Genomic DNA, 18,807 nt, shown 5'->3' on the forward strand with positions numbered 1-18,807 from the left:
TACTTCTATTACTATGGCAAAAGACCTTTTCAGCCGTTATATATGGCTAATCGATACTATCAAGCGTTATGGCTCGATATCACGCGAGGAGATAAATAAACTTTGGGTGCGTTCACCTTACTCCAATGGCGAGCCGTTGCCAAGGCGCACATTTTACTCTTATCGCAACGCTATCGAAGAGCTGTTTAAGATAAATATAGAGTGCAACCAGTCTACCTTCGAATACTATATCGAACAAGACAACGAGCATGATGACAGCGTTATGAACTGGTTGCTCAACTCTGCATCGGTCGGTAATCTGCTCAATGACGCGCGTCATATCGGCGGACAGATTTTCCTTGAGGAAGTGCCGTCGGCGCGCGAGCATCTGCCTGTAGTGGTGGATGCCATGAAGGAGAAGCGTCAGGTTACGTTCAGCTATCATCCTTACTCGCGCATCAACCCTACCCACGACATCGTGGTTGAGCCTTATTTCTTAAAGATATTCAAGCAGCGGTGGTATGTGACCGGGCGCAATGTAAAGGAGGACACTATAAAGACCTATGCGCTCGACCGCATGAGCAATTCGCGGCTGCTTCCGGCTACCTATGTCATTCCCGACGACTTTGATGCCGAGGCATATTTCCGTGACAGCTACGGCATAATATTTGACGAGGGGATGGTGAAGCATGTGGCGATACGTACCGATCCGCGACAGGCAAAATATTTCCGGTCGGTTCCGTTACATCACTCTCAGACAGAGGTGATTCACGATTCCTACTCTATATTTTATTACAAAATAAAGATTACCCCCGACTTTATCCAGGAACTTCTGTCTTATGGACCGAAAATCACTGTACTCAGCCCGCCTGAAGTGTGTGCCATTATGGTCGACTCGCTCCGCACGTCGCTCGCCAATTATGAAAATGGCGGCTTTAATATAGGCTGATTTACCAGGGCGAAAAGGTGACGTCGGTGTCGTAGGTGTCGGTTTGCTCAACCTTTTTGAGCCGCTTGACCACGCGTATAGTCACCGGGAGTATCAATATCTCGTAAAGAGTCTTCAGAAGAGCCTGCGCTACGATCAGCTCGATAATGTCGGCTATTGGGAGTATGCCTCCGAAGGCTATCGGAAAGAAAATGACTGAATCTACACCTTCTCCCCAGAGGGTGCTTATGATGGCTCTCGCCGAGAAGTGCTTTCCTCCCGATTTTACTTTCATGCGGCTCATTACCCAGGCATTTGCGATGGAGCCGCATATAAATGCAAGAAACGATGCGGCAAGTATGCGCGGGACATTGCCGTATATAGTCTCCATCTCGCTCTGGGCTGTCCATGCTTCAGAGCCGGGTAGCAGGATGGCAAGCTGAAGCAAGAGTGTCACGAGCAGATTCATGAAGAATCCGAGCCATATGACGAGCCGCGCTTTGCGGAAACCGTACACTTCCACGAGGCAGTCATTGATGATATAGCTTATGGGAAATACCGCCATGCCGGCAGTGACAGTCACGATGCCAAGCGACACAGTCTTGATTTCTACTAAATTGGCGATGATGAGGCACACACAGAACAGTACCGTCAACAGAAGAAAGGGGAGCGAGAAACGCTCGGTAGTTAATTGTTTCATAATTCTTGTTTTTTACGAGGTAGCAAGCACTCGGTAGATTTTCTGCTGCAAAATTACTGAAAATCCGTCATAAATCAGCGGTGAGGCGCGGTTTTTAAGTTTTATTACCGCAGCTATTACCGCAGCCGGCTATAAATTGCAGGATGTGGCGGTGGGGTTAAACGGCTCGACGTGGATGTACATTATTATATCCTGGTGCCAGTGAGTCCTGACTGTGTGTTCGACACGCGACGCTATGTCGTGCCCCTGCGTAACGGAGATGTCGGGGTCTACTTTTATGTCGACGTCTATTATCGCGGAGTGTCCTGCGCGTCGGGTCTTGAGCTTGTGCAGACCGAGAACTCCCGGCACAGAGAGTATGATGTCGCGGATGTTGTCGACCTCTTCCTGCGGAAGGGCACGTTCAAGCAACTCGTCTATTGACGGACGGGCGATTTTAATCGCTGACCATGCGATGAAGATACCTATGAGAACTGAGGCTATGGGGTCGAGAACCCTGAACTTGACCCCGAGGAAATAAGCGCCTGACACTCCGATAAGTGTCGCCACCGATGATATAGCGTCGCTGCGGTGATGCCATGCGTTGGCGATAAGGGCTGACGAGCCTATCGCCTTGCCCTTTGCCGCTGTCATCCTGTATAGCCATTCTTTTGCCGCGATTGACATGATTGCCACGACGATTGTCCACACATCGGGGCGCGGCAACGCTTCACCGTGGTAAAACGACAGTATGGTCGAGACTCCTCCCCAGCCGATGCCTACAGCTACGGCAAGGAGGACGAATGCAATCAGAAGCGAGGCAAATGTCTCAAATTTGCCATGTCCGTAGGGATGGTCGGCATCGGCGCTCTTGTAGGCAACGGCTACAAATATCAGCACAATAAAGTCAGTGCCGAAATCGCTGAACGAGTGAAAGCCGTCGGCGACGAGCGCGTCGCTGTGACCCCAGAATCCGAAAAAGAGTTTCAGAATCATCAGTGCGGCGTTTACCCAGAATCCTATCCAGGTCACGTGCCTTATTACCGCTACTTCGCTTCTTGCGTTCATTCCGGTTGCTCGGGTCAGGACAGGATTGTGCGTAGTTCCTCGTCAGTGGCTGTAAGCCTGCGGCGGCACTCTGCGATCAGTTCTGTGGCGCGGCGGGTGTAAGCCGCGAGCAGGTCGATGTCAAGCGCGTCGCTCTGCATGCGTTTCATTATCTCTTCAAGCTCGGTAATCGCTTGATTATAGGATATTTCCGATACAGGGGTGAATGTGGGCTGTTGTATCATGTTGCGATATGTATGGTAGAAGTTAAATCATTGTTTTACTGAAGTGATTTCACCGTCGGCAAGTGTGGTTGTCATCACTGTGCCTGACGGTATGTCGGAGGCTTTCGTGACAATTCTTCCGTCGACACGTGTGATTGAGTAACCGCGTCTGAGAGTGGCTTGCGGCGACAGAGCGTCAAGCATCTGTGCAAGCGCGTCAAGGCGTGCCGAGCGCTTCTGTATGGCATTGGCAGTCAGTACGTTGAGCGATGACTCGATTGTGTCGAGAGCTGCCATGCGGGGAGCGATGTGACGGGATGCTATCTGCTGTAAGGCAAGTGAATGGCGTTCAATCTTGGCTTTGGCACGCTCAATCATTGAAGTGGCGAGTGTCGGCATGCGTCCCTCCATGAGTCCGAGCTGTTCCTTGCATCCGGAGAGATGCTCGCGCGCGATATTGGCTATCTGCTGTCCGAGCAGGTCGAGACGGTAGATGGACGCCTTGCCGCGTGAGATTAGCCATTCAGCTGCAGCCGTAGGGGTCTTTACGCGCACACATGCCACGTAGTCCAATATGGTTATATCGCGCTCGTGACCGATGCCGACAATCACCGGCAGGGGGAATTGAGCGACGTGTGCCGCCAGGTTATAGTCCTCAAAGCAGAGAAGGTCGCTTGTGGCGCCTCCGCCTCTGATTATTACCACGCAGTCCCAGTCATCCTGCTGCATGGCAATCATTTCGAGCGCCGATATAATTGTGGGCGCGGCTTTGTCACCTTGCATTACCGCGGGAAATAGTCGCGTGGAAAAGCGCAGGTGCAGCGGATTGCCTGCAATCTGATTCATGAAGTCGCCATAGCCCGCCGCGCCTTCTGCCGAGATTATGGCTATGCGCAGTGTCGGCTCTGTAAATTCAAGGCTGCGGTTGAGGTCAAGGATTCCCTCCTGTTTCAGGCGGGCGAGCATCTCGTTGCGACGGCGCAGGAGGTCGCCCATCGTGTAATCGGGATTGACGGCATTAATCACAAGCGACATGCCGTAGACGGGATGCATGGAGACCGATGCCCTGACCATCACTTTAAGCCCGGTGCAGAAGTCTTGTCCCGTGGCGGCATAGAAGTCGGAGCGGATTCTGACAAACTGATTTGCCCAGATGGCTCCTCTCGCCTTTGCCACGGTCGCTCCCGACGCGGGGTCTTTCTGTAGCAGTTCCATGTAGCAGTGGCCTCCGCGCACGGCTACATCGCTAAGTTCAGCCGTGACCCATATATTGGAAGTCGCGGGGGTCATGACAAGCGACGCTATGCGCTTGTTGAGCTGTAGGAGTGAGAGCGATTCCACGCAGGGGTCATTTAACTTTGTTCATGCGCTTTCCGTCCCATTTGTAGGTGATTGACGGCAACAGATAGTCGGCTACAAGCTGATAGACGTCGGGCGACAGGAATTCCTTCAGATTGTTGGTGAGTGAAAGGGTGGCGGTCGCCGGGTCGTAGACATACTCGGCAAGCATGAAGGGAACCATCACGGCTACTTCGCCGTCATTTTTTTTGCCGCTTTCCGAGAGCCAGTCATTCATGACCGGCGGCGTGAAATAGTTGCCTTTAAGCTCCTGCCATGACCGCGAATAGAAGTTTATGTGGCTGTCATGAGCCGGTGTGGCTACGGTCTGTATTACCGCGATGATGGTGTCGTTGCCCGATGGTAATATGGAAATCTGGTAGGCCGAAGCATCGGTCATTGCAATCTTTATGTCATCGGGTGTCAGCGAAGTTATCCGCGACTTGCCCTGCATGGCATTGGTTGACGCGGTAGCCGACCCGCTGTTGAAGTAGTCAATCATGTCAAGTCGGGTGTTTCGGTCAAGCAACGGAAACATTGATGCCGGAGCATCTGCAAACGCGCCGGCGGCAGTAATGCGGGCTACAGCCGCCGGTATACCGGCGGCTATCAGCAACATTATCGCAATAAATCGGGTCTGTAATGATTTCATGAGGATTGGGGGTATTGAGAGTGTTGAGAGTTTCAGCGGCGTCCTGTACCGCCTTTTTTCTTTTTCTTGAATTTGTCGAAATTGCCGTGTTTCTCTTTTTTCTCTTTCTTTGAGGCTTTTTCTCCTTCAGGCTTGCGGCGTGACGACGCGCGTGAATAGTCCTTTTCGGGATCGGCGATTTCGGCATACAGCTTATTGCCCACGAAGTCAGTGCCTGTGAGACCTTCGACAACTCTACGCGCATCAGCCTTTTTCACGTCAAAAAGCGAATAGCCGGGCATCAGGTCAATCCTGCCTACATCTATGCGCGGGCCATGAATAGCGTGGTTGAGTATGTCAATGAGATTACCGGCAAAAAATCCGTCATTCTTTCCCGCGTTGACATATATGCGTGCCATTCCGCGGTCGGCTGTGCGGCGGTCTTTCTCTTCCGGCGAACGGGGCTTTTCTTTTTCCCTGCGCTCCTTGCGCGGTTTCTCGTCGATGAAGTCAATCTCCGGAGCATCCTTGTAGTATTCGAGCAGACGGTTGAATTCCAGCGACAGCATGCGCTTGAGAAGGTCTTCTTCCGACAGCCATTCGAGCTTGCGGAGCACTCCGGGCAGATATTTCCCTATTTCGTCATCGTCGACTTTCACCCGTTCAAGGCGGTCAGCGAGATTGTACAGCTGTTTCTCGATGATATGGGCGGGGGTAGGCACCTCCTTGCGCTCAAATGTCTTGCCGATGCGCTTCTCGATATCGCGGAGCTTTCCGCGTTCGCGCGAGTGGATGATCGCTATCGACACTCCTGTCTTGCCAGCCCTGCCGGTGCGGCCCGAGCGATGGGTATAAGTGGCAATGTCGTCGGGGATTCCGTAGTTTATCACGTGGGTGAGGTCGCTCACGTCAAGACCGCGTGCGGCAACGTCGGTGGCGACAAGTATGCGTAACACCCTGTCGCGAAACTTCTTCATCACCATGTCGCGCTGAGCCTGAGAAAGTTCGCCGTGCAGGGAGTCGGCGTTATATCCGTCCTGTATAAGCCAGTCGGCGATTTCCTGAGTCTCCTTGCGTGTGCGGCAGAACACGATGCCGTATATGTTTGGGGTGTCGTCGGCTATGCGTTTAAGCGCGAGATACTTGTCGCGTGCGTGTACCATATAATAGATGTGGCGCACATTCTCGGCTCCGGTGTTTTTTGTGCCGATGACAAACTCCTGCGGATTGTGCATGTATTTTGCCGCGATTTTAGCAATCTCCTTGGGCATGGTTGCCGAGAAAAGGAGCATCTTGCGGTTTTCAGGCACATGACTGAGGATGTCGTTGATGTCGTCGACAAATCCCATGTTAAGCATTTCGTCGGCTTCATCAAGTATCACTGTGTGCACGTCACCGAGCTTTACGACGCCGCGTTTGATGAGGTCGATAAGGCGTCCCGGGGTGGCTACAATCACCTGCACTCCTTTCCTTAGAGAGCGAATCTGGCTTTCGATGCTTGAGCCTCCGTAGACGGGGAGGACTTTCAGTCCGTTGATATATTTGGAAAAATCGGCGAGGTCGCTGCCTATCTGCAGGCATAGCTCGCGTGTGGGGGCGATGATAAGAGCCTGAGGCACATCTCTCGATGTGTCAGTGCGTTGCAATACAGGGAGCCCGAATGCCGCTGTTTTTCCCGTGCCGGTCTGTGCGAGTGCGATTACATCGCCATCCTCGTTGAGCAGGTGGGGTATCACCTTCTCCTGCACGGGCATAGGGTATTCAAATCCCAGCTCATGTATGGCTTTAAGGAGGTCGTCTCTTACCCCCAGTTGTTCAAATGTCATAATTATGTATTTATTAGTAAAATGTCGCGCGTAAGTTTATTTTTCGCGCATAAATATGTTTATAGGTGTGCCTGAGAAGTCCCATTTCTCTCGTATCTTGTTTTCAAGATAGCGGCGGTAGGGCTCTTTGACCCATTGCGGCAGATTGCAGAAGAACACGAAAGTAGGTATAATCTGCTCTTTAAGCATGGTCACATACTTGATTTTAATGTATTTACCCTTGTTTGCGGGCGGCGGATATGCGCCTATCACTTCCTGCATGTAGGTGTTAAGCTGTGATGTCGGGATTATACGCTGGCGATTCTTATACACGTCTACCGCTGTCTCAAGCACCTTGAAGATACGCTGCTTTGTAAGTGCCGACCCGAAGATTATGGGGAAGTCGGTAAAGGGGGCAAATCTATTGCGGATGGCATCCTCGAAGTGGCGTATCGCAGCCTGTGATTTGTCGGCTACAAGGTCCCACTTGTTGACACAGACTACAAGCCCTTTCTTGTTGCGCTGGATAAGCGAGAATATGCTGACATCCTGACTCTCGATGCCGAGAGTGGCGTCAATCATGAGAATACACACATCAGATGCCTCGATTGAACGTATAGAGCGGATGACTGAGTAATACTCGATGTCTTCGTTGACCTTGTTTTTTTTACGTATGCCCGCAGTGTCGACCAGATAGAAATCAAATCCAAACTTGTTGTAGCGCGTATATATCGAGTCGCGGGTGGTGCCGGCGATATTGGTGACGATATTGCGGTCTTCGCCTATGAATGAATTGATTATCGATGACTTGCCGGCGTTGGGGCGACCTACGATTGCAAATCTCGGTATCTTTTCAAGATTCTGCTCCTCGGTGTCTTCTTCGGGGAGGTCTTTGACTATTTCGTCAAGCAGTTCGCCTGTGCCTGAACCGTTTGCCGACGATACGGGGAACGGTTCACCAAGTCCGAGCTTGTAAAATTCCGGTACATTGTACATCCAGTCGCCGGAATCGACCTTGTTGGCGACAAGGATGACCGGCTTTTTAGATCGGCGTAATATGTTGGCGACATGATCGTCAAGGTCGGTGACTCCGTTCATGGCGTCTACGACAAACAATACCACGTCGGCTTCTTCAATGGCAAGATGCACCTGCTTGTTGATTTCGCTCTCAAAGATGTCTTCAGAGTTGACAACCCATCCTCCGGTGTCGACTATTGAGAATTCCTTACCACACCAGTCAACCTTGCCATACTGGCGGTCGCGGGTGGTGCCGGCGGTGTCATCGACAATCGCCGTACGGGTCTGCGTCAGTCGGTTGAAAAGAGTGGATTTGCCCACATTCGGACGTCCTACGATAGCTACAAGTCTTCCCATATTACTTTATTTTGGTCAATCTAAACTGCAAATATAACAATTTCGCTCCACATATTGCCTATCTGCCGCGCTATTTTTTTGTCGCCGCTTCGGATTGCTTCCTTAATTGAAGTCGCCTGATACTCTTGTCCTCTCCATGTTGGGATGAGTTTTACAGGGACAGCGGCAAATGTCCAAATGAAGCTCGGAGTGAAAACATACACTTTTGGGTATGGTACGCATGGTGTTATAGTTCTAATTTTGCAGCAGATTAAACCAAGATATTATGAACAATATAGTGAAGATACTTTTGATGTTGTCAATTCTATGGATAACATCGTGTTCGAGCCCGAAACCCATTACATTCTCTAATGAAAAATGGTCATTCTCCGGAGTCGTAGGCGATATTATAAACTCCGATTCTACTCTAAGGTTCAGCTTTGGGCCCCATGCCCTTAATCCCGCAATGACTCTCATCAGTTGTGCCGATTCTTTATCAATTCACAAGGATGCAGGAAAATATATTACCCGTATTCTGAAAGTCTGCGGTCTTGAAAATAGCACTGTATATTTCTATGCCCCACTGGAAAATACAATGTGGGTGGAGTTGCCAAAAAATTATCGTGATGTCAAGCCTGCTGCTGTTTCCTTTAATCTTAATGATTCCATTCCGAGAACCTCATGGGTATGGGATGATGATATACACGAAGGCGATAGAAAACCTTATGAAATCTATTCCAATACTTATAAAGATAAAAGGAATGGTACTCTAATCGTTGTGGATAAATTGCATTATGGCTCAATACCTATGGCTTGCCTGCATATTTTCCAATCCACGACTCCTAAAACAACTTCAATGGGTTTTCAACCGTGGTATTGGACGAGCAAAGGCAATCTCCTTGACCATACTTATGATGATATTCTCGCTAACTGGATTGACAGTAGAAGGAATATTGTCTTTGACAATTACAGAGCCGGATTGCAAATTGAATATCGCAGGAAAACAAATGATATACGGGCTGAATTGAAAGAAATACTCAAATTGGATCAGGAACCCCGCAACAGAATTGTTACTGCTTGGCAGGAACATCCTCAGGACACCATTTTGCATCAGAAGATAGGCCGAGAAATATGGCATAATGACAGCATAAATCTTATACGGGTATTCGACATATTGGAGAACTACAATTTGGATTTTGGAGAGGAGAATGAAGTCCTTTGGGCTGTAATACAGCATAGTTCTCTTGAACTGCAACAAAAATATCTGCCTAAATTTATAGGAGCGGCACATAACGGGAAAATCCGTGGCGAACTTATAGCAGTAATGCAGGATAGGATTGCCTGTTGGTCCGGCAAGTTGCAGTTATATGGATCTCAAGGAAATATTGATGAAAATGGAGTATTTGTACCGGCTCCCATATTTGAACCTGAAAATGTTAATACGCGTAGAGCCTCAATGGGAATGTGTACATTACAAGAATACATCGATCTAATGAGTCGTCATTAAATACGCACCAATGACAAGCGAAGAAAGACGCCGGATAGCAGACTGCCGAATAGCAGTCGTAGGAGCGACTGAGTTTATTGACAGCATCAGGACCGAACTTCAACAGTTGGGCTTTGAGTCCATTCAAATAATATCTCGCTCTGATAAAATGCCTATGCCGAGAAATGTTGATGTTATTGCCGAGAATGTCAATGAAGGCAGTTTTTGTTTATCAAAGGCTGCGACTGTCCCTTTAATATTGCCATTCGATTTTGTAAATGGAGCAGGTGTTATCGTTGTTATGCCCGAAGATGAAAGAAATTTGCTTAGCAAACCTGAGCTTAGGCAATTGGCGGCAACATATATGGCAGGTTATTGTGCATTTTGGAATGTAGAAGGTTGCGAGTGGTTGCGTGATTCATTACCCGACATTAGAAACGGTTTGACAAGCCATGCGGCACTTAAAACCGCAGCGCATATATGCGCGCGGATTGCAGCCAACATCGCTGTCGGACGCGAGGTAAAGCATTTTCCACGATTTTATTTATGCAAGAATTTAGAGTAGCTTGTTGTTTGTAGCGGCAACTATGGCTTCGGAGATATTGCGCACATCCAGTTTTTCAAATATGCGCTGACGGTATTTCTTGATGGTGTCGGGTGACAGACATATTCGGTCGGCAATCTCCGACATGGTGTAACCCTGAATTGACAGAGTGAGCACAGCCTTTTCCCCATCGGTAAGAGTCGGCATTTGCCGATTATTCCATCTGCGGGTGTTTCGGTTATATTCAAAATAATCAGGCGAACCGGCACGGTGCATCTCAATATGACCGGGAGATGTGTGGGTAGATGCTGACACAACGCAGAGAGCAAGCCACATACGGCCGTCAGAGGTTGCGGCAAGAGGGGTAAGTTTGTGATTCACAAGTATCTTCTTTCCTTCGTTAAGTATATGAAAGTCATAAGAGATGTACCAGTCCTTACGCTCATTAACCGGAATCGTTTGATAAAATGAAAACCCTGCTTCGTTCAGATCTATTAGAAACTGCTGTTCATCTTCCGGCACATATTCCAGATAGAAACGATAGCCAAGTTTCATCATCTGCTCAGGTGTCAATCCACACAGGAACATCGGATTTGGCGACACATACAGGAAATTCTGCTTGAAATAGTCGATGATATAGACGCTCTGATATGTGGAGCGGGAAAAAGCCTCTGCCGAGCGGATATATTCATCCACCCGGCTGTAATCAAGTTCTTCGGGGAGCTTGACCTCATTATCGGGTATGAAGAAATCGTCTGTCGTTTTCATCTGTTTGCAATTCTCAAAATGCGGATAATGCAGAATCTCCTTGTGTCTAATTCAAGTACAAATAACATTCGCGAGTGAAACCTTAGCGCAGGTTGGCTGAAAGCCGGTGCGCAATGCCATTGCGCAAAGTTATTCACCGCAAAGATATGACAAATTTCTCACATAATCAGCTTAATAGGCGGACAAAAATCAACCAAGCTTCCGGAACGCGGGCGGCGGCAGGGCTGTGTCGGGTCACATGTTGTCGGGGTCGGGGGCGCTGTCGGAAAATTCCGCATTGAACAGTGCCGGAGCGTTACGACGGTTGTAGCGTTGTACCCAGTTGGTGATGTAGACGGTAAAGAGCGGAAACATCATCATGCCCATTCCCGCGAGCACTACACCGAGTATTTTCCCGACTACGGTCATCGGATAAATGTTGCTGCCTATGGTAGTGGCGTCCATGAACGCCCACCAAAGCGCCGCGCCGTAATTGGGCACCATGTTGTTGACGGGGGCTTCAAGCTCAAAAAATATGAGACTTCCGAAGTAGATTACCGACAAGGTGATGGATATGTAGGATAGCAGCAATGATGACAGGGCGTTGTCGGTCATGTAGCCGATTACAATCGCCAGCGCGAGGGCACCCCGGGCGAGCGGGATGAACCTGATGAAATATAGCGCTTCCGGCGAGAAGTCTATGTGCCACAGGTTGATGATGTTGAGGTAGGGGATGGAGAGCAAGAGGAAAAACCAGCGGTGGCGCACATACTTCCACTTGTCGTCGGCGAGAGCGAGCTCGACAAAGAAGTCAATCATAAACACGACGCATACCCACATCTGGAATGTCATGTAGTTCTTGTTTTCCAGAAAATTGACACCGGTGAATGTGTCGATGGAGATGTAGACTATGAGCCCCAGCGACAATCCAAGCACAAGGATGTACAATATACGCTTTATGATTTTTTTGTCCCTCTCTGTAAGTTTCATATGGATAGGTGTTTTAGTATTTATTATAACAACCTGCGGTTCATTTTGATTATGTCACTCCGCCTTTTGGCTAAAAGTGATTATCTTTGTATTGGTTAAACAAATAATGAATATTGAACGATTATGAAATATGTTGGAGCACATGTTGCAGTGGCGGGGGGAGTAAGTTCCGCGCCGCTTAATGCAAAAGCGATAGGGGCAAAGGCGTTTGCTCTTTTTACGCGTAACCCGTCGCGGTGGACAAGCAAACCTATATCGGAGAAGGAGGCGGAAGCCTTTAAGATAAATTGCAGGGAAAACGGGTATTTACCCGAGTGCATACTTCCTCATGACAGCTATCTGATTAATCTCGGATCGCCCGACGAGGCTAAGCTCAAGCAGTCGCGCGAAGCGTTTCTTGATGAATTCATGCGCTGTTCGCAGCTCGGGCTCACGATGCTGAATTTCCATCCGGGGAGCCATCTTAACCAGATTGACCCGGAGGCATGCCTCGACCGCATAGCCGAGTCTATAAACATCACTCTTGACGCGACTTCAGGCGTAAAGGCGGTGATTGAAAACACAGCGGGCCAGGGCAGTAATCTGGGATTCTCATTTGACCAGATCGCCCGTATAATAGCCGGAGTTAACGACAAGTCGAGGGTAGGGGTGTGTATCGACACGTGCCACACTTTTGCCGCCGGATATGATATTGCCGTCGATGAGGGCTACGAAGCCATGTGGGAGGAATTTGACCGCACTATAGGGCAGAGCTATCTCAGCGGAATGCACATCAACGACAGCAAGAAGGGCGTCGGCTCTCACGTCGACCGCCACGAGAGCCTTGGTAAAGGCGCGATAGGGGCGAGGCTGTTTGAACTTATCATGAATGACCCGCGCACTGACAATATCCCTCTGATTCTCGAAACTCCCGACGACACTATCTGGGCCGACGAGATTGCCTGGATGTATTCACTCCAAAAGTGAAAAATTGTGTATGTGGGGGATAATTTGTAATTTAGCGAGATAATTTGGATAATTCATAATGAAAGATAATAGAAAGATTAAGGTCGGCATCACGCATGGCGACATTAACGGCATAGGATATGAGGTGATACTCAAGGCGCTTGAGGATCCCCGCATGACAGAATTGTGTACACCTGTCATATATGGCTCGGCAAAGATAGCCGCTTACTATCGCAAAGGCGCCGACCTGCCGCAGTTCAACATGTACACTGCGGCTTCGGCTTCGGAGGTAAGGGATGGCGAGGTCAACATTATAAATGTTGTGCCCGAGGACACCCGGATTGAACCGGGAGTGGCGTCAAAGGCTGCCGGCGAAGCCGCTTTCATAGCGCTTGAGCGTGCGGTTGCCGACATGCGCAACGGCGACATTGACGTGCTTGTGACTGCGCCCATCAACAAAGACTCAATACAAAGCGACACATTCCGCTTCCCCGGTCACACGGAATATCTTGAAGCATCGGTGGGCGATGGCGACAAGAGCCTTATGGTGTTGTGCAGCGGTGACCTCAGGGTCGCTCTCGTGACTACCCATTTGCCCATAGCCAAGGTGTCGGGTGCCATCACCCGCGAGGCTATACTTGAAAAGCTTTCTATTTTCAACCGCTCGTTGCGCCGCGACTTCGCCATACAGGCACCCCGTATCGCGGTGCTTGCGTTGAATCCCCACGCCGGTGAAAACGGTCTGCTCGGCAAAGAAGAGCAGGAGGTTATAGCCCCGGCTATAGAAGAGGCTGCAAAAGGGGGGATGCTTGTGTTCGGTCCCTATGCCGCCGACGGCTTTTTCGGCTCCGAGGCCTACATGAAATTTGACGGCGTGCTTGCCATGTATCATGACCAGGGGCTTGCGCCGTTCAAGACAATCGCTATGGAGAGCGGAGTCAACTTCACTGCGGGTCTGCCCTTTGTCAGGACCTCGCCCGATCATGGCACAGGCTTTGACATCGCCGGCAAGGGAGAGGCGTCGGAGGAGTCGATGCGCGAGGCTATCTATATGGCTATAGATGTGTTCCGTCATCGCAATGACTACGATTATGCCTATCGCAGTCCGCTGCGCAAGCAATATTTTGATAAGAGCAAAGATAATGTTGTGCTCGACCTGTCCAAAGATGACAGCGACCACGATTAATCCTATATACACTCACTGATGAACTATGCTATAATTGCGGCGGGAGAAGGCTCCCGCCTTGCCCAGGAAGGTGTGCTGCTGCCTAAGCCGCTTGTACATCTTAACGGGACGCCGATGATAAAACGCCTCATCGACATCATGATGAAGTGCAATCCGGAGTCTCTCTCGATTATCGTCAACGAACAGATGACTGAGGTCAGGGAGTTTATAGAGAGCCTTGAACTTCCCGTCCCGTTGCATCTTGTCGTGAAGTCCACGCCAAGCTCGATGCACTCCTTCTGGGAGGTGAGCAGGGCTTTTCCCGACAATGGTAAATTTGTGCTGACTACTGTTGACACAATCTTCCGCGAAGATGAGTTCCGAGATTACGTGGAGGCTTTTGAGGCGAGCGGTGATGCCGACGGCTGCATGGCTGTGACCTCGTTTATCGATGATGAAAAGCCGCTTTACATAGATGTCGACGACGATATGTACATCACTGCGTTCCGCGACGCCGCATTTGACGGGGTGAAATATATCTCCGGCGGTGTCTACGGGCTGACACCTCCCGCGCTCGATGTGCTCGACCGCTGCATGAACGAGGGTGTGAGCCGCATGCGCAATTACCAGCGGGCGCTTGTCGAGTCGGGGCTGCGTCTGCGTGCCTATCCGTTTAAAAAGATAGTGGATGTGGACCACGCGGGTGACATAGCGACAGCGGAGTCATTTATCAACGGTGACTGATTCAGTGATTTTCAAAACCAATCATCAACACAACAATAAATATGGCTGAAATAAAGATAGCCGGCATAATGAGGGCAGGGGCATACTCCCCTAATCATATCGGCAATGATGCCGCAATATTCAATGCCACTGCCGACCATCTCCGCAAGCGGGGATGTGAGGTCAATATCTACAGCGAGGACCAGTTTATCGCCGGAGATGTCAAGGAAGATATTATTATCAATATGTGTCGTGAGATGAAATCGATTCATCTCCTTCAGAAGCGTGAGGACGAGGGCGCTCTCGTGATTAATTCAGGCTACGGTATAGAAAACTGTACGCGTGAGCGCATGACCCGCATACTTCTCGGCTCCAATATACCTTATCCCGAGAGCCTGATGGTGAACACTGACGAAGGGGTCACCGCTCTGCTGAAAAAGTCGGGATTCACCCAGTGCTGGATTAAGCGCGGCGATTTTCACGCCATGCATAAGGAGGATGTCAGCTATGTGCGTCATCCCGAGGAGGCGCAGGAGGTGCTTCAGGAATATTTTCTCCGTGGCATCAGGCGCGCGGTCATCAATCGTCATCTTGTCGGTGACCTTATCAAGTTCTATGGTGTGCAGGGCACTCCGTTTTTCTTCTGGTTTTATCCTTTCGACGAGGGACACTCGAAATATGGCCACGAGGCTATCAACGGCAAGTCGACGGGCATAAAATTTGACGAGAAACACATGCGTGACATCTGCCAGCGTGCAAGCGAGGTGCTTGATGTCAAGATTTACGGCGGCGACTGCATAGTCAGTCCCGATGGCGATATACGCATCATCGACTTTAATGACTGGCCCAGTTTCGCCCCCTGCCGCATGGATGCAGCGCCCCATATCGCAAAGTGCATACTCTCGACAATAAAGGACCGAAAATAAATCGCTGATGGATAACGAAATAAAAGCTACCGCACCGGAAAATGTGAGCTACCGCGACACATTGAAGTCAATGGACACCGAAGAGCATATCGACCTCGCCTTCTATCGGCCGATAGGCTACATGTGGGCTTGCCTTGCAAAGAAGCTTGGCGTCACGCCCAATGCTATCACCATAGCCTCGATATTTCTCGGCATAGGCGCCGGGGTGATGTTCTTCTACCCTGTCATGTGGATGAACGTTGTCGGTATGCTGCTGCTTGTGTGGGCCAACTCGTTTGACTCTGCCGACGGGCAGCTCGCGCGTATGACAAAGCAGTATTCGCGCATAGGAAGGATACTTGACGGGCTTTCGGGCGATATATGGTTTGCCACCATATATGTGGCGATATGCCTGAGGGAAAATATGACCTCCGAGTTTTTCTCTTCCCATCCCTGGGTGATATGGGTGGTTGCCGTGGTGACAGGTATCTGTCATGCGAAGCAGGCGGCGAGTGCCGACTATTACAGGCAGTTTCATCTCTATTTTCTTAAAGGGGAGGAGGGCAGCGAGCTTGAATCTGCGCGCGACCTCAAGGAGAAGCTTGCATCTTTGTCATGGAAACATGATTTCTGGAAGAAGCTTACATTGACATTTTATACCAATTACACTGTCAATCAGGAGTCACATACACGTCGCATGCAGGAGCTGCGCGCCGAACTCCATAATCGCTTCCCCTCGGGCAAGATTCCTCAGTCATTCCGCGATGCTTTCCGTAAGGAAAGTCTGCCTTTGATGAAATATACCAATATCCTCTCGTTCAACTGGAGAACTATCGCCCTGTTCACTTCGTTGTTTCTGAAGATGCCCTGGCTCTACTTCGCGTTTGAGCTGACGGTGCTTAATATACTCCTTATATATATGTGTGTGCGACATGAGCGCATATGCCGTAATTTTACAAAGCAGTTGAAGGATGGACTCTATTAAAGATATAAAAGGTATAATATTTGATTACGGCGGGACGATTGACAGCCGTGGCACCCACTGGAGCGAGGTGATATGGGCCGGCTATCAGGCTTCAGGCGTGGAGATTGACAAGGAAGTGTTCAGGGAGGCTTACGTATTTGCCGAGCGCGAGCTTGCCAAGACTCCCCATATAATGCCCGATGACAATTTCTATGACCTGCTTTACAAAAAAATGGTCATAGAGCTGACTTGGCTTGCCGACAACGGCAAGATTGACCCTGCCAAAATCAAGCTCCTTGCTCCCGACATAGCGATGTACTGCTATGACGCGGCAAGAGAGTGTGTGGAGGAGGCTAAGCCTGTGCTTGACGAGCTTTCGGCCCGTTATCCGCTCGTGCTTGTAAGCAATTTCTACGGCAACGTGGAAAGCGTGCTTGCCGATTTCGGACTGCTGAAATATTTCCGCAAGATTATCGAGAGTGCTGTTGTCGGGGTCAGGAAGCCCGACCCGCAGATATTCAGGCTCGGTGTCGAGGCTCTCGGCATGAAGCCCGAAGAGGTGCTCGTGGTGGGCGACTCTTATAAAAAGGACATAGTGCCTGCCGAGACTATAGGCTGCAAGGTCGCCTGGATCAAGGGTAAGGGCTGGACTGCCGAAGAAGACGCTGTAATGCATCCGTCTATCATCGGAAAACTGTCAGAATTACTTGAGGTAGCGTTATAGTCTGTTAACATAAAATTGGTCTAAAAGGTGTAAAATTTAGCTATTTTGGCTAAAACCGATATTTTTTAGCTAAATTTCACAAAATATAAAGAAAGTTAGTTGAAAAATCTTTTCACATCTCAAAAATAACAACTACTTTTACACGTTTTTCCCTTGAATCATCGGGGGATGTGACAATTATTCATCAAGAATATAACCGTAAAAAAATAGAAACAATTTAACTATCACAATCATGAATCAAAGTGACGTTAAGAAAGCCGAAGGTAAATTAGGCATTCTCGTGGTAGGACTTGGTGCAGTTAGTTCTACCTTTATGACTGGTGTTTTGATGACTCGTAAGGGACTTGCAAAGCCTGTTGGCTCAATGACCCAGTACGACATCATGCGCGTGGGCGAAGGTGCCGATAAGAAATATCTCAAATATAATCAGATCGTGCCTATGGCTGATCTGAACGATGTTGTATTCGGTGCATGGGATGTATATCCTGCCAATGCATTCGAGTCGGCTATGAACTGCGAGGTTCTTAAAGAAAAAGACATTCTTCCCGTAAAGGACGAGCTTGAAAAGATCGTCCCGATGAAGGCAGCTTTCGACCACAACTATGCAAAGCGTCTTGACGGCGACAATGTTAAGGACTGCAAGACCCGCTGGGAAATGGTTGAGGCTCTCCGTAAGGACATCCGCGACTTCAAGGCTGAAAACGGCTGCGACCGCGTGGTTGTGCTCTGGGCGGCTTCTACCGAAGTTTATGTGCCGGTTGACGAGAAGGTTCACTACAAGCTCGCTGACCTTGAGCAGGCTATGAAGGATGACGACCGTGAACACATCGCTCCCTCTATGTGCTACGCTTACGCTGCACTCGTCGAAGGCGCTCCCTTCGTAATGGGCGCTCCCAACACTACCGTTGACATCCCCGCTATCTGGGAACTCTGCGAAAAGACCAAGATGCCTATCGCAGGTAAGGACTTCAAGACCGGTCAGACTCTCGTTAAGTCAGGTTTCGCTCCCATCATCGGTGTACGTTGCCTCGGTCTCGCAGGTTGGTTCTCTACCAACATCCTCGGTAACCGCGACGGTCTCGTGCTTGACGAACCCGCCAACTTCCGCACCAAGGAGGTCAGCAAGCTTTCTACTCTTGAGTCAATCCTCGTTCCGGAAAAGCAGCCCGACCTTTATACCGACTACTACCACAAGGTGCGTATCAACTACTATCCCCCGCGCAATGACAACAAGGAAGGATGGGACAACATCGATATCTTCGGCTGGATGGGCTACCCCATGCAGATCAAGATCAATTTCCTCTGCCGCGACTCTATCCTCGCAGCTCCCCTTTGTCTTGACCTCTGCTTGCTCATCGACCTTGCAGCACGTAGCGGACGTTACGGCATCCAGCGCTTCTTGAGCTTCTTCCTCAAGAGCCCGATGCACGACTACACTACCGACGAAGTGCCCGTCAACAACCTCTTCGAGCAGTATGTAATGCTCAAGAACGCTATCCGTGAAATGGGTGGCTATAAAGCTGACGAACTTATCGACTAATCTTTTCGTAATAGATAGTTTGAGCGTGGTTGCCTGCCCGGCAGCCACGCTTTTTTTGCATAAACGCAAGCCACACCGGCAATGGGGGCG

19 protein-coding genes are annotated in these 18,807 nt (G+C 49.7%); 10 read left to right on the top strand and 9 right to left on the bottom strand.

The genetic code is table 11. From position 1 onward, the window contains the following. Positions 1–13: 13 nt before the first annotated feature. A complete protein-coding gene (locus E4T81_RS11420; protein ID WP_135044657.1) occupies positions 14–928 on the top strand; it encodes a YafY family protein in 915 nt (304 codons plus the stop codon). Between the two features lies 1 nt (position 929). On the opposite strand, the gene E4T81_RS11425 is transcribed toward E4T81_RS11420, so the two are convergent. The 7 genes from E4T81_RS11425 to der all read right to left on the bottom strand — a co-directional run bounded on the left by E4T81_RS11425 (position 930) and on the right by der (position 8,005). Beyond that, positions 930–1,607, bottom strand: coding sequence for a queuosine precursor transporter (locus E4T81_RS11425; RefSeq protein WP_135044659.1), 678 nt, complete (start codon positions 1,605–1,607; stop codon positions 930–932). Positions 1,608–1,736: 129 nt separating this feature from the next. Beyond that, positions 1,737–2,654 (bottom strand): cation diffusion facilitator family transporter, encoded by a 918-nt coding sequence (locus tag E4T81_RS11430; protein WP_135044661.1) that lies wholly within the window; start codon positions 2,652–2,654, stop codon positions 1,737–1,739. A 14-nt stretch (positions 2,655–2,668) separates the two neighbouring features. After that, positions 2,669–2,878 carry an exodeoxyribonuclease VII small subunit gene (gene xseB / locus E4T81_RS11435; RefSeq protein WP_135044664.1) on the bottom strand — a complete coding sequence of 70 codons (210 nt, stop codon included), beginning with the start codon at positions 2,876–2,878 and terminating at the stop codon, positions 2,669–2,671. A gap of 27 nt (positions 2,879–2,905) precedes the next feature. Next, a complete protein-coding gene (gene xseA / locus E4T81_RS11440) occupies positions 2,906–4,198 on the bottom strand; it encodes an exodeoxyribonuclease VII large subunit (RefSeq protein ID WP_135044666.1) in 1,293 nt (430 codons plus the stop codon). 7 nt (positions 4,199–4,205) lie between these two features. Then, positions 4,206–4,847 carry a DUF3256 family protein gene (locus tag E4T81_RS11445; protein WP_135044668.1) on the bottom strand — a complete coding sequence of 214 codons (642 nt, stop codon included), beginning with the start codon at positions 4,845–4,847 and terminating at the stop codon, positions 4,206–4,208. Between the two features lie 32 nt (positions 4,848–4,879). Then, positions 4,880–6,652: a DEAD/DEAH box helicase gene (locus tag E4T81_RS11450; RefSeq protein WP_371683048.1), complete on the bottom strand. Its 1,773-nt coding sequence runs from the start codon at positions 6,650–6,652 to the stop codon at positions 4,880–4,882. 36 nt (positions 6,653–6,688) lie between these two features. Next, the gene (gene der, locus E4T81_RS11455; RefSeq protein WP_135044672.1) at positions 6,689–8,005 is read right to left on the bottom strand and encodes a ribosome biogenesis GTPase Der; all 1,317 of its coding nucleotides are present in this window, start codon (positions 8,003–8,005) and stop codon (positions 6,689–6,691) included. A gap of 445 nt (positions 8,006–8,450) precedes the next feature. Here der and E4T81_RS11460 point away from each other — a divergent pair, with 445 nt between their 5' ends. Next, the gene (locus tag E4T81_RS11460) at positions 8,451–9,491 is read left to right on the top strand and encodes a DUF6624 domain-containing protein (RefSeq protein ID WP_135044674.1); all 1,041 of its coding nucleotides are present in this window, start codon (positions 8,451–8,453) and stop codon (positions 9,489–9,491) included. 10 nt (positions 9,492–9,501) lie between these two features. Continuing rightward, positions 9,502–10,035, top strand: coding sequence for a hypothetical protein (locus tag E4T81_RS11465; protein WP_135044676.1), 534 nt, complete (start codon positions 9,502–9,504; stop codon positions 10,033–10,035). Here the strand turns inward: E4T81_RS11465 and E4T81_RS11470 are convergent. Continuing rightward, positions 10,027–10,782, bottom strand: a complete 756-nt coding sequence (locus tag E4T81_RS11470) for a helix-turn-helix transcriptional regulator (RefSeq protein ID WP_135044679.1) — start codon at positions 10,780–10,782, stop codon at positions 10,027–10,029. The two genes, E4T81_RS11465 and E4T81_RS11470, sit on opposite strands and share 9 nt — an antisense overlap. Before the next feature lie 234 nt (positions 10,783–11,016). Next, positions 11,017–11,751 (bottom strand): potassium channel family protein, encoded by a 735-nt coding sequence (locus E4T81_RS11475; protein WP_135044680.1) that lies wholly within the window; start codon positions 11,749–11,751, stop codon positions 11,017–11,019. 123 nt (positions 11,752–11,874) lie between these two features. On the opposite strand from E4T81_RS11475, the gene nfo reads away from it, so the two are divergent. The 7 genes from nfo (at position 11,875) to E4T81_RS11510 (ending at position 18,717) form a co-directional block, all read left to right on the top strand. After that, entirely contained in the window at positions 11,875–12,717 is an 843-nt protein-coding gene (nfo, locus tag E4T81_RS11480) for a deoxyribonuclease IV (RefSeq protein WP_135044682.1), read from the top strand. Between the two features lie 58 nt (positions 12,718–12,775). Beyond that, the gene (gene pdxA, locus E4T81_RS11485) at positions 12,776–13,882 is read left to right on the top strand and encodes a 4-hydroxythreonine-4-phosphate dehydrogenase PdxA (protein WP_135044684.1); all 1,107 of its coding nucleotides are present in this window, start codon (positions 12,776–12,778) and stop codon (positions 13,880–13,882) included. An 18-nt stretch (positions 13,883–13,900) separates the two neighbouring features. Next, complete coding sequence (locus E4T81_RS11490; RefSeq protein WP_135044686.1) at positions 13,901–14,605, top strand: NTP transferase domain-containing protein; 705 nt, start codon at positions 13,901–13,903, stop codon at positions 14,603–14,605. A 41-nt stretch (positions 14,606–14,646) separates the two neighbouring features. Continuing rightward, on the top strand, positions 14,647–15,510 hold the full coding sequence (locus E4T81_RS11495) for a hypothetical protein (protein ID WP_135044688.1): 864 nt from the start codon (positions 14,647–14,649) through the stop codon (positions 15,508–15,510). A gap of 7 nt (positions 15,511–15,517) precedes the next feature. Then, positions 15,518–16,474, top strand: coding sequence for a CDP-alcohol phosphatidyltransferase family protein (locus tag E4T81_RS11500; RefSeq protein WP_135044690.1), 957 nt, complete (start codon positions 15,518–15,520; stop codon positions 16,472–16,474). Continuing rightward, complete coding sequence (locus E4T81_RS11505; RefSeq protein WP_135044692.1) at positions 16,461–17,177, top strand: HAD family hydrolase; 717 nt, start codon at positions 16,461–16,463, stop codon at positions 17,175–17,177. The genes E4T81_RS11500 and E4T81_RS11505 overlap by 14 nt, the downstream gene beginning before the upstream one ends. A 232-nt stretch (positions 17,178–17,409) precedes the next feature. Beyond that, positions 17,410–18,717: an inositol-3-phosphate synthase gene (locus tag E4T81_RS11510; protein WP_135044693.1), complete on the top strand. Its 1,308-nt coding sequence runs from the start codon at positions 17,410–17,412 to the stop codon at positions 18,715–18,717. The last annotated feature ends 90 nt before the right edge of the window (positions 18,718–18,807 follow it).

Origin of the sequence: Barnesiella sp. WM24 (genome assembly GCF_004570975.1) — a bacterium.
Lineage (GTDB): Bacteria > Bacteroidota > Bacteroidia > Bacteroidales > Muribaculaceae > Muribaculum.

What these genes read in the sequence shown, in the direction of transcription:
- E4T81_RS11490 (WP_135044686.1), top strand. Translation starts at nt 13,901, where the DNA reads ATGAACTATGCTATAATTGCGGCGGGAGAAGGCTCCCGCCTTGCCCAG.
- der (WP_135044672.1), bottom strand. Translation starts at nt 8,005, where the DNA reads ATGGGAAGACTTGTAGCTATCGTAGGACGTCCGAATGTGGGCAAATCC.
- E4T81_RS11445 (WP_135044668.1), bottom strand. Translation starts at nt 4,847, where the DNA reads ATGAAATCATTACAGACCCGATTTATTGCGATAATGTTGCTGATAGCC.
- E4T81_RS11450 (WP_371683048.1), bottom strand. Translation starts at nt 6,652, where the DNA reads ATGACATTTGAACAACTGGGGGTAAGAGACGACCTCCTTAAAGCCATA.
- E4T81_RS11510 (WP_135044693.1), top strand. Translation starts at nt 17,410, where the DNA reads ATGAATCAAAGTGACGTTAAGAAAGCCGAAGGTAAATTAGGCATTCTC.
- E4T81_RS11425 (WP_135044659.1), bottom strand. Translation starts at nt 1,607, where the DNA reads ATGAAACAATTAACTACCGAGCGTTTCTCGCTCCCCTTTCTTCTGTTG.
- E4T81_RS11430 (WP_135044661.1), bottom strand. Translation starts at nt 2,654, where the DNA reads ATGAACGCAAGAAGCGAAGTAGCGGTAATAAGGCACGTGACCTGGATA.
- E4T81_RS11465 (WP_135044676.1), top strand. Translation starts at nt 9,502, where the DNA reads ATGACAAGCGAAGAAAGACGCCGGATAGCAGACTGCCGAATAGCAGTC.
- nfo (WP_135044682.1), top strand. Translation starts at nt 11,875, where the DNA reads ATGAAATATGTTGGAGCACATGTTGCAGTGGCGGGGGGAGTAAGTTCC.
- E4T81_RS11420 (WP_135044657.1), top strand. Translation starts at nt 14, where the DNA reads ATGGCAAAAGACCTTTTCAGCCGTTATATATGGCTAATCGATACTATC.
- E4T81_RS11475 (WP_135044680.1), bottom strand. Translation starts at nt 11,751, where the DNA reads ATGAAACTTACAGAGAGGGACAAAAAAATCATAAAGCGTATATTGTAC.
- xseB (WP_135044664.1), bottom strand. Translation starts at nt 2,878, where the DNA reads ATGATACAACAGCCCACATTCACCCCTGTATCGGAAATATCCTATAAT.
- pdxA (WP_135044684.1), top strand. Translation starts at nt 12,776, where the DNA reads ATGAAAGATAATAGAAAGATTAAGGTCGGCATCACGCATGGCGACATT.
- E4T81_RS11470 (WP_135044679.1), bottom strand. Translation starts at nt 10,782, where the DNA reads ATGAAAACGACAGACGATTTCTTCATACCCGATAATGAGGTCAAGCTC.
- E4T81_RS11495 (WP_135044688.1), top strand. Translation starts at nt 14,647, where the DNA reads ATGGCTGAAATAAAGATAGCCGGCATAATGAGGGCAGGGGCATACTCC.
- E4T81_RS11460 (WP_135044674.1), top strand. Translation starts at nt 8,451, where the DNA reads ATGACTCTCATCAGTTGTGCCGATTCTTTATCAATTCACAAGGATGCA.
- E4T81_RS11500 (WP_135044690.1), top strand. Translation starts at nt 15,518, where the DNA reads ATGGATAACGAAATAAAAGCTACCGCACCGGAAAATGTGAGCTACCGC.
- E4T81_RS11505 (WP_135044692.1), top strand. Translation starts at nt 16,461, where the DNA reads ATGGACTCTATTAAAGATATAAAAGGTATAATATTTGATTACGGCGGG.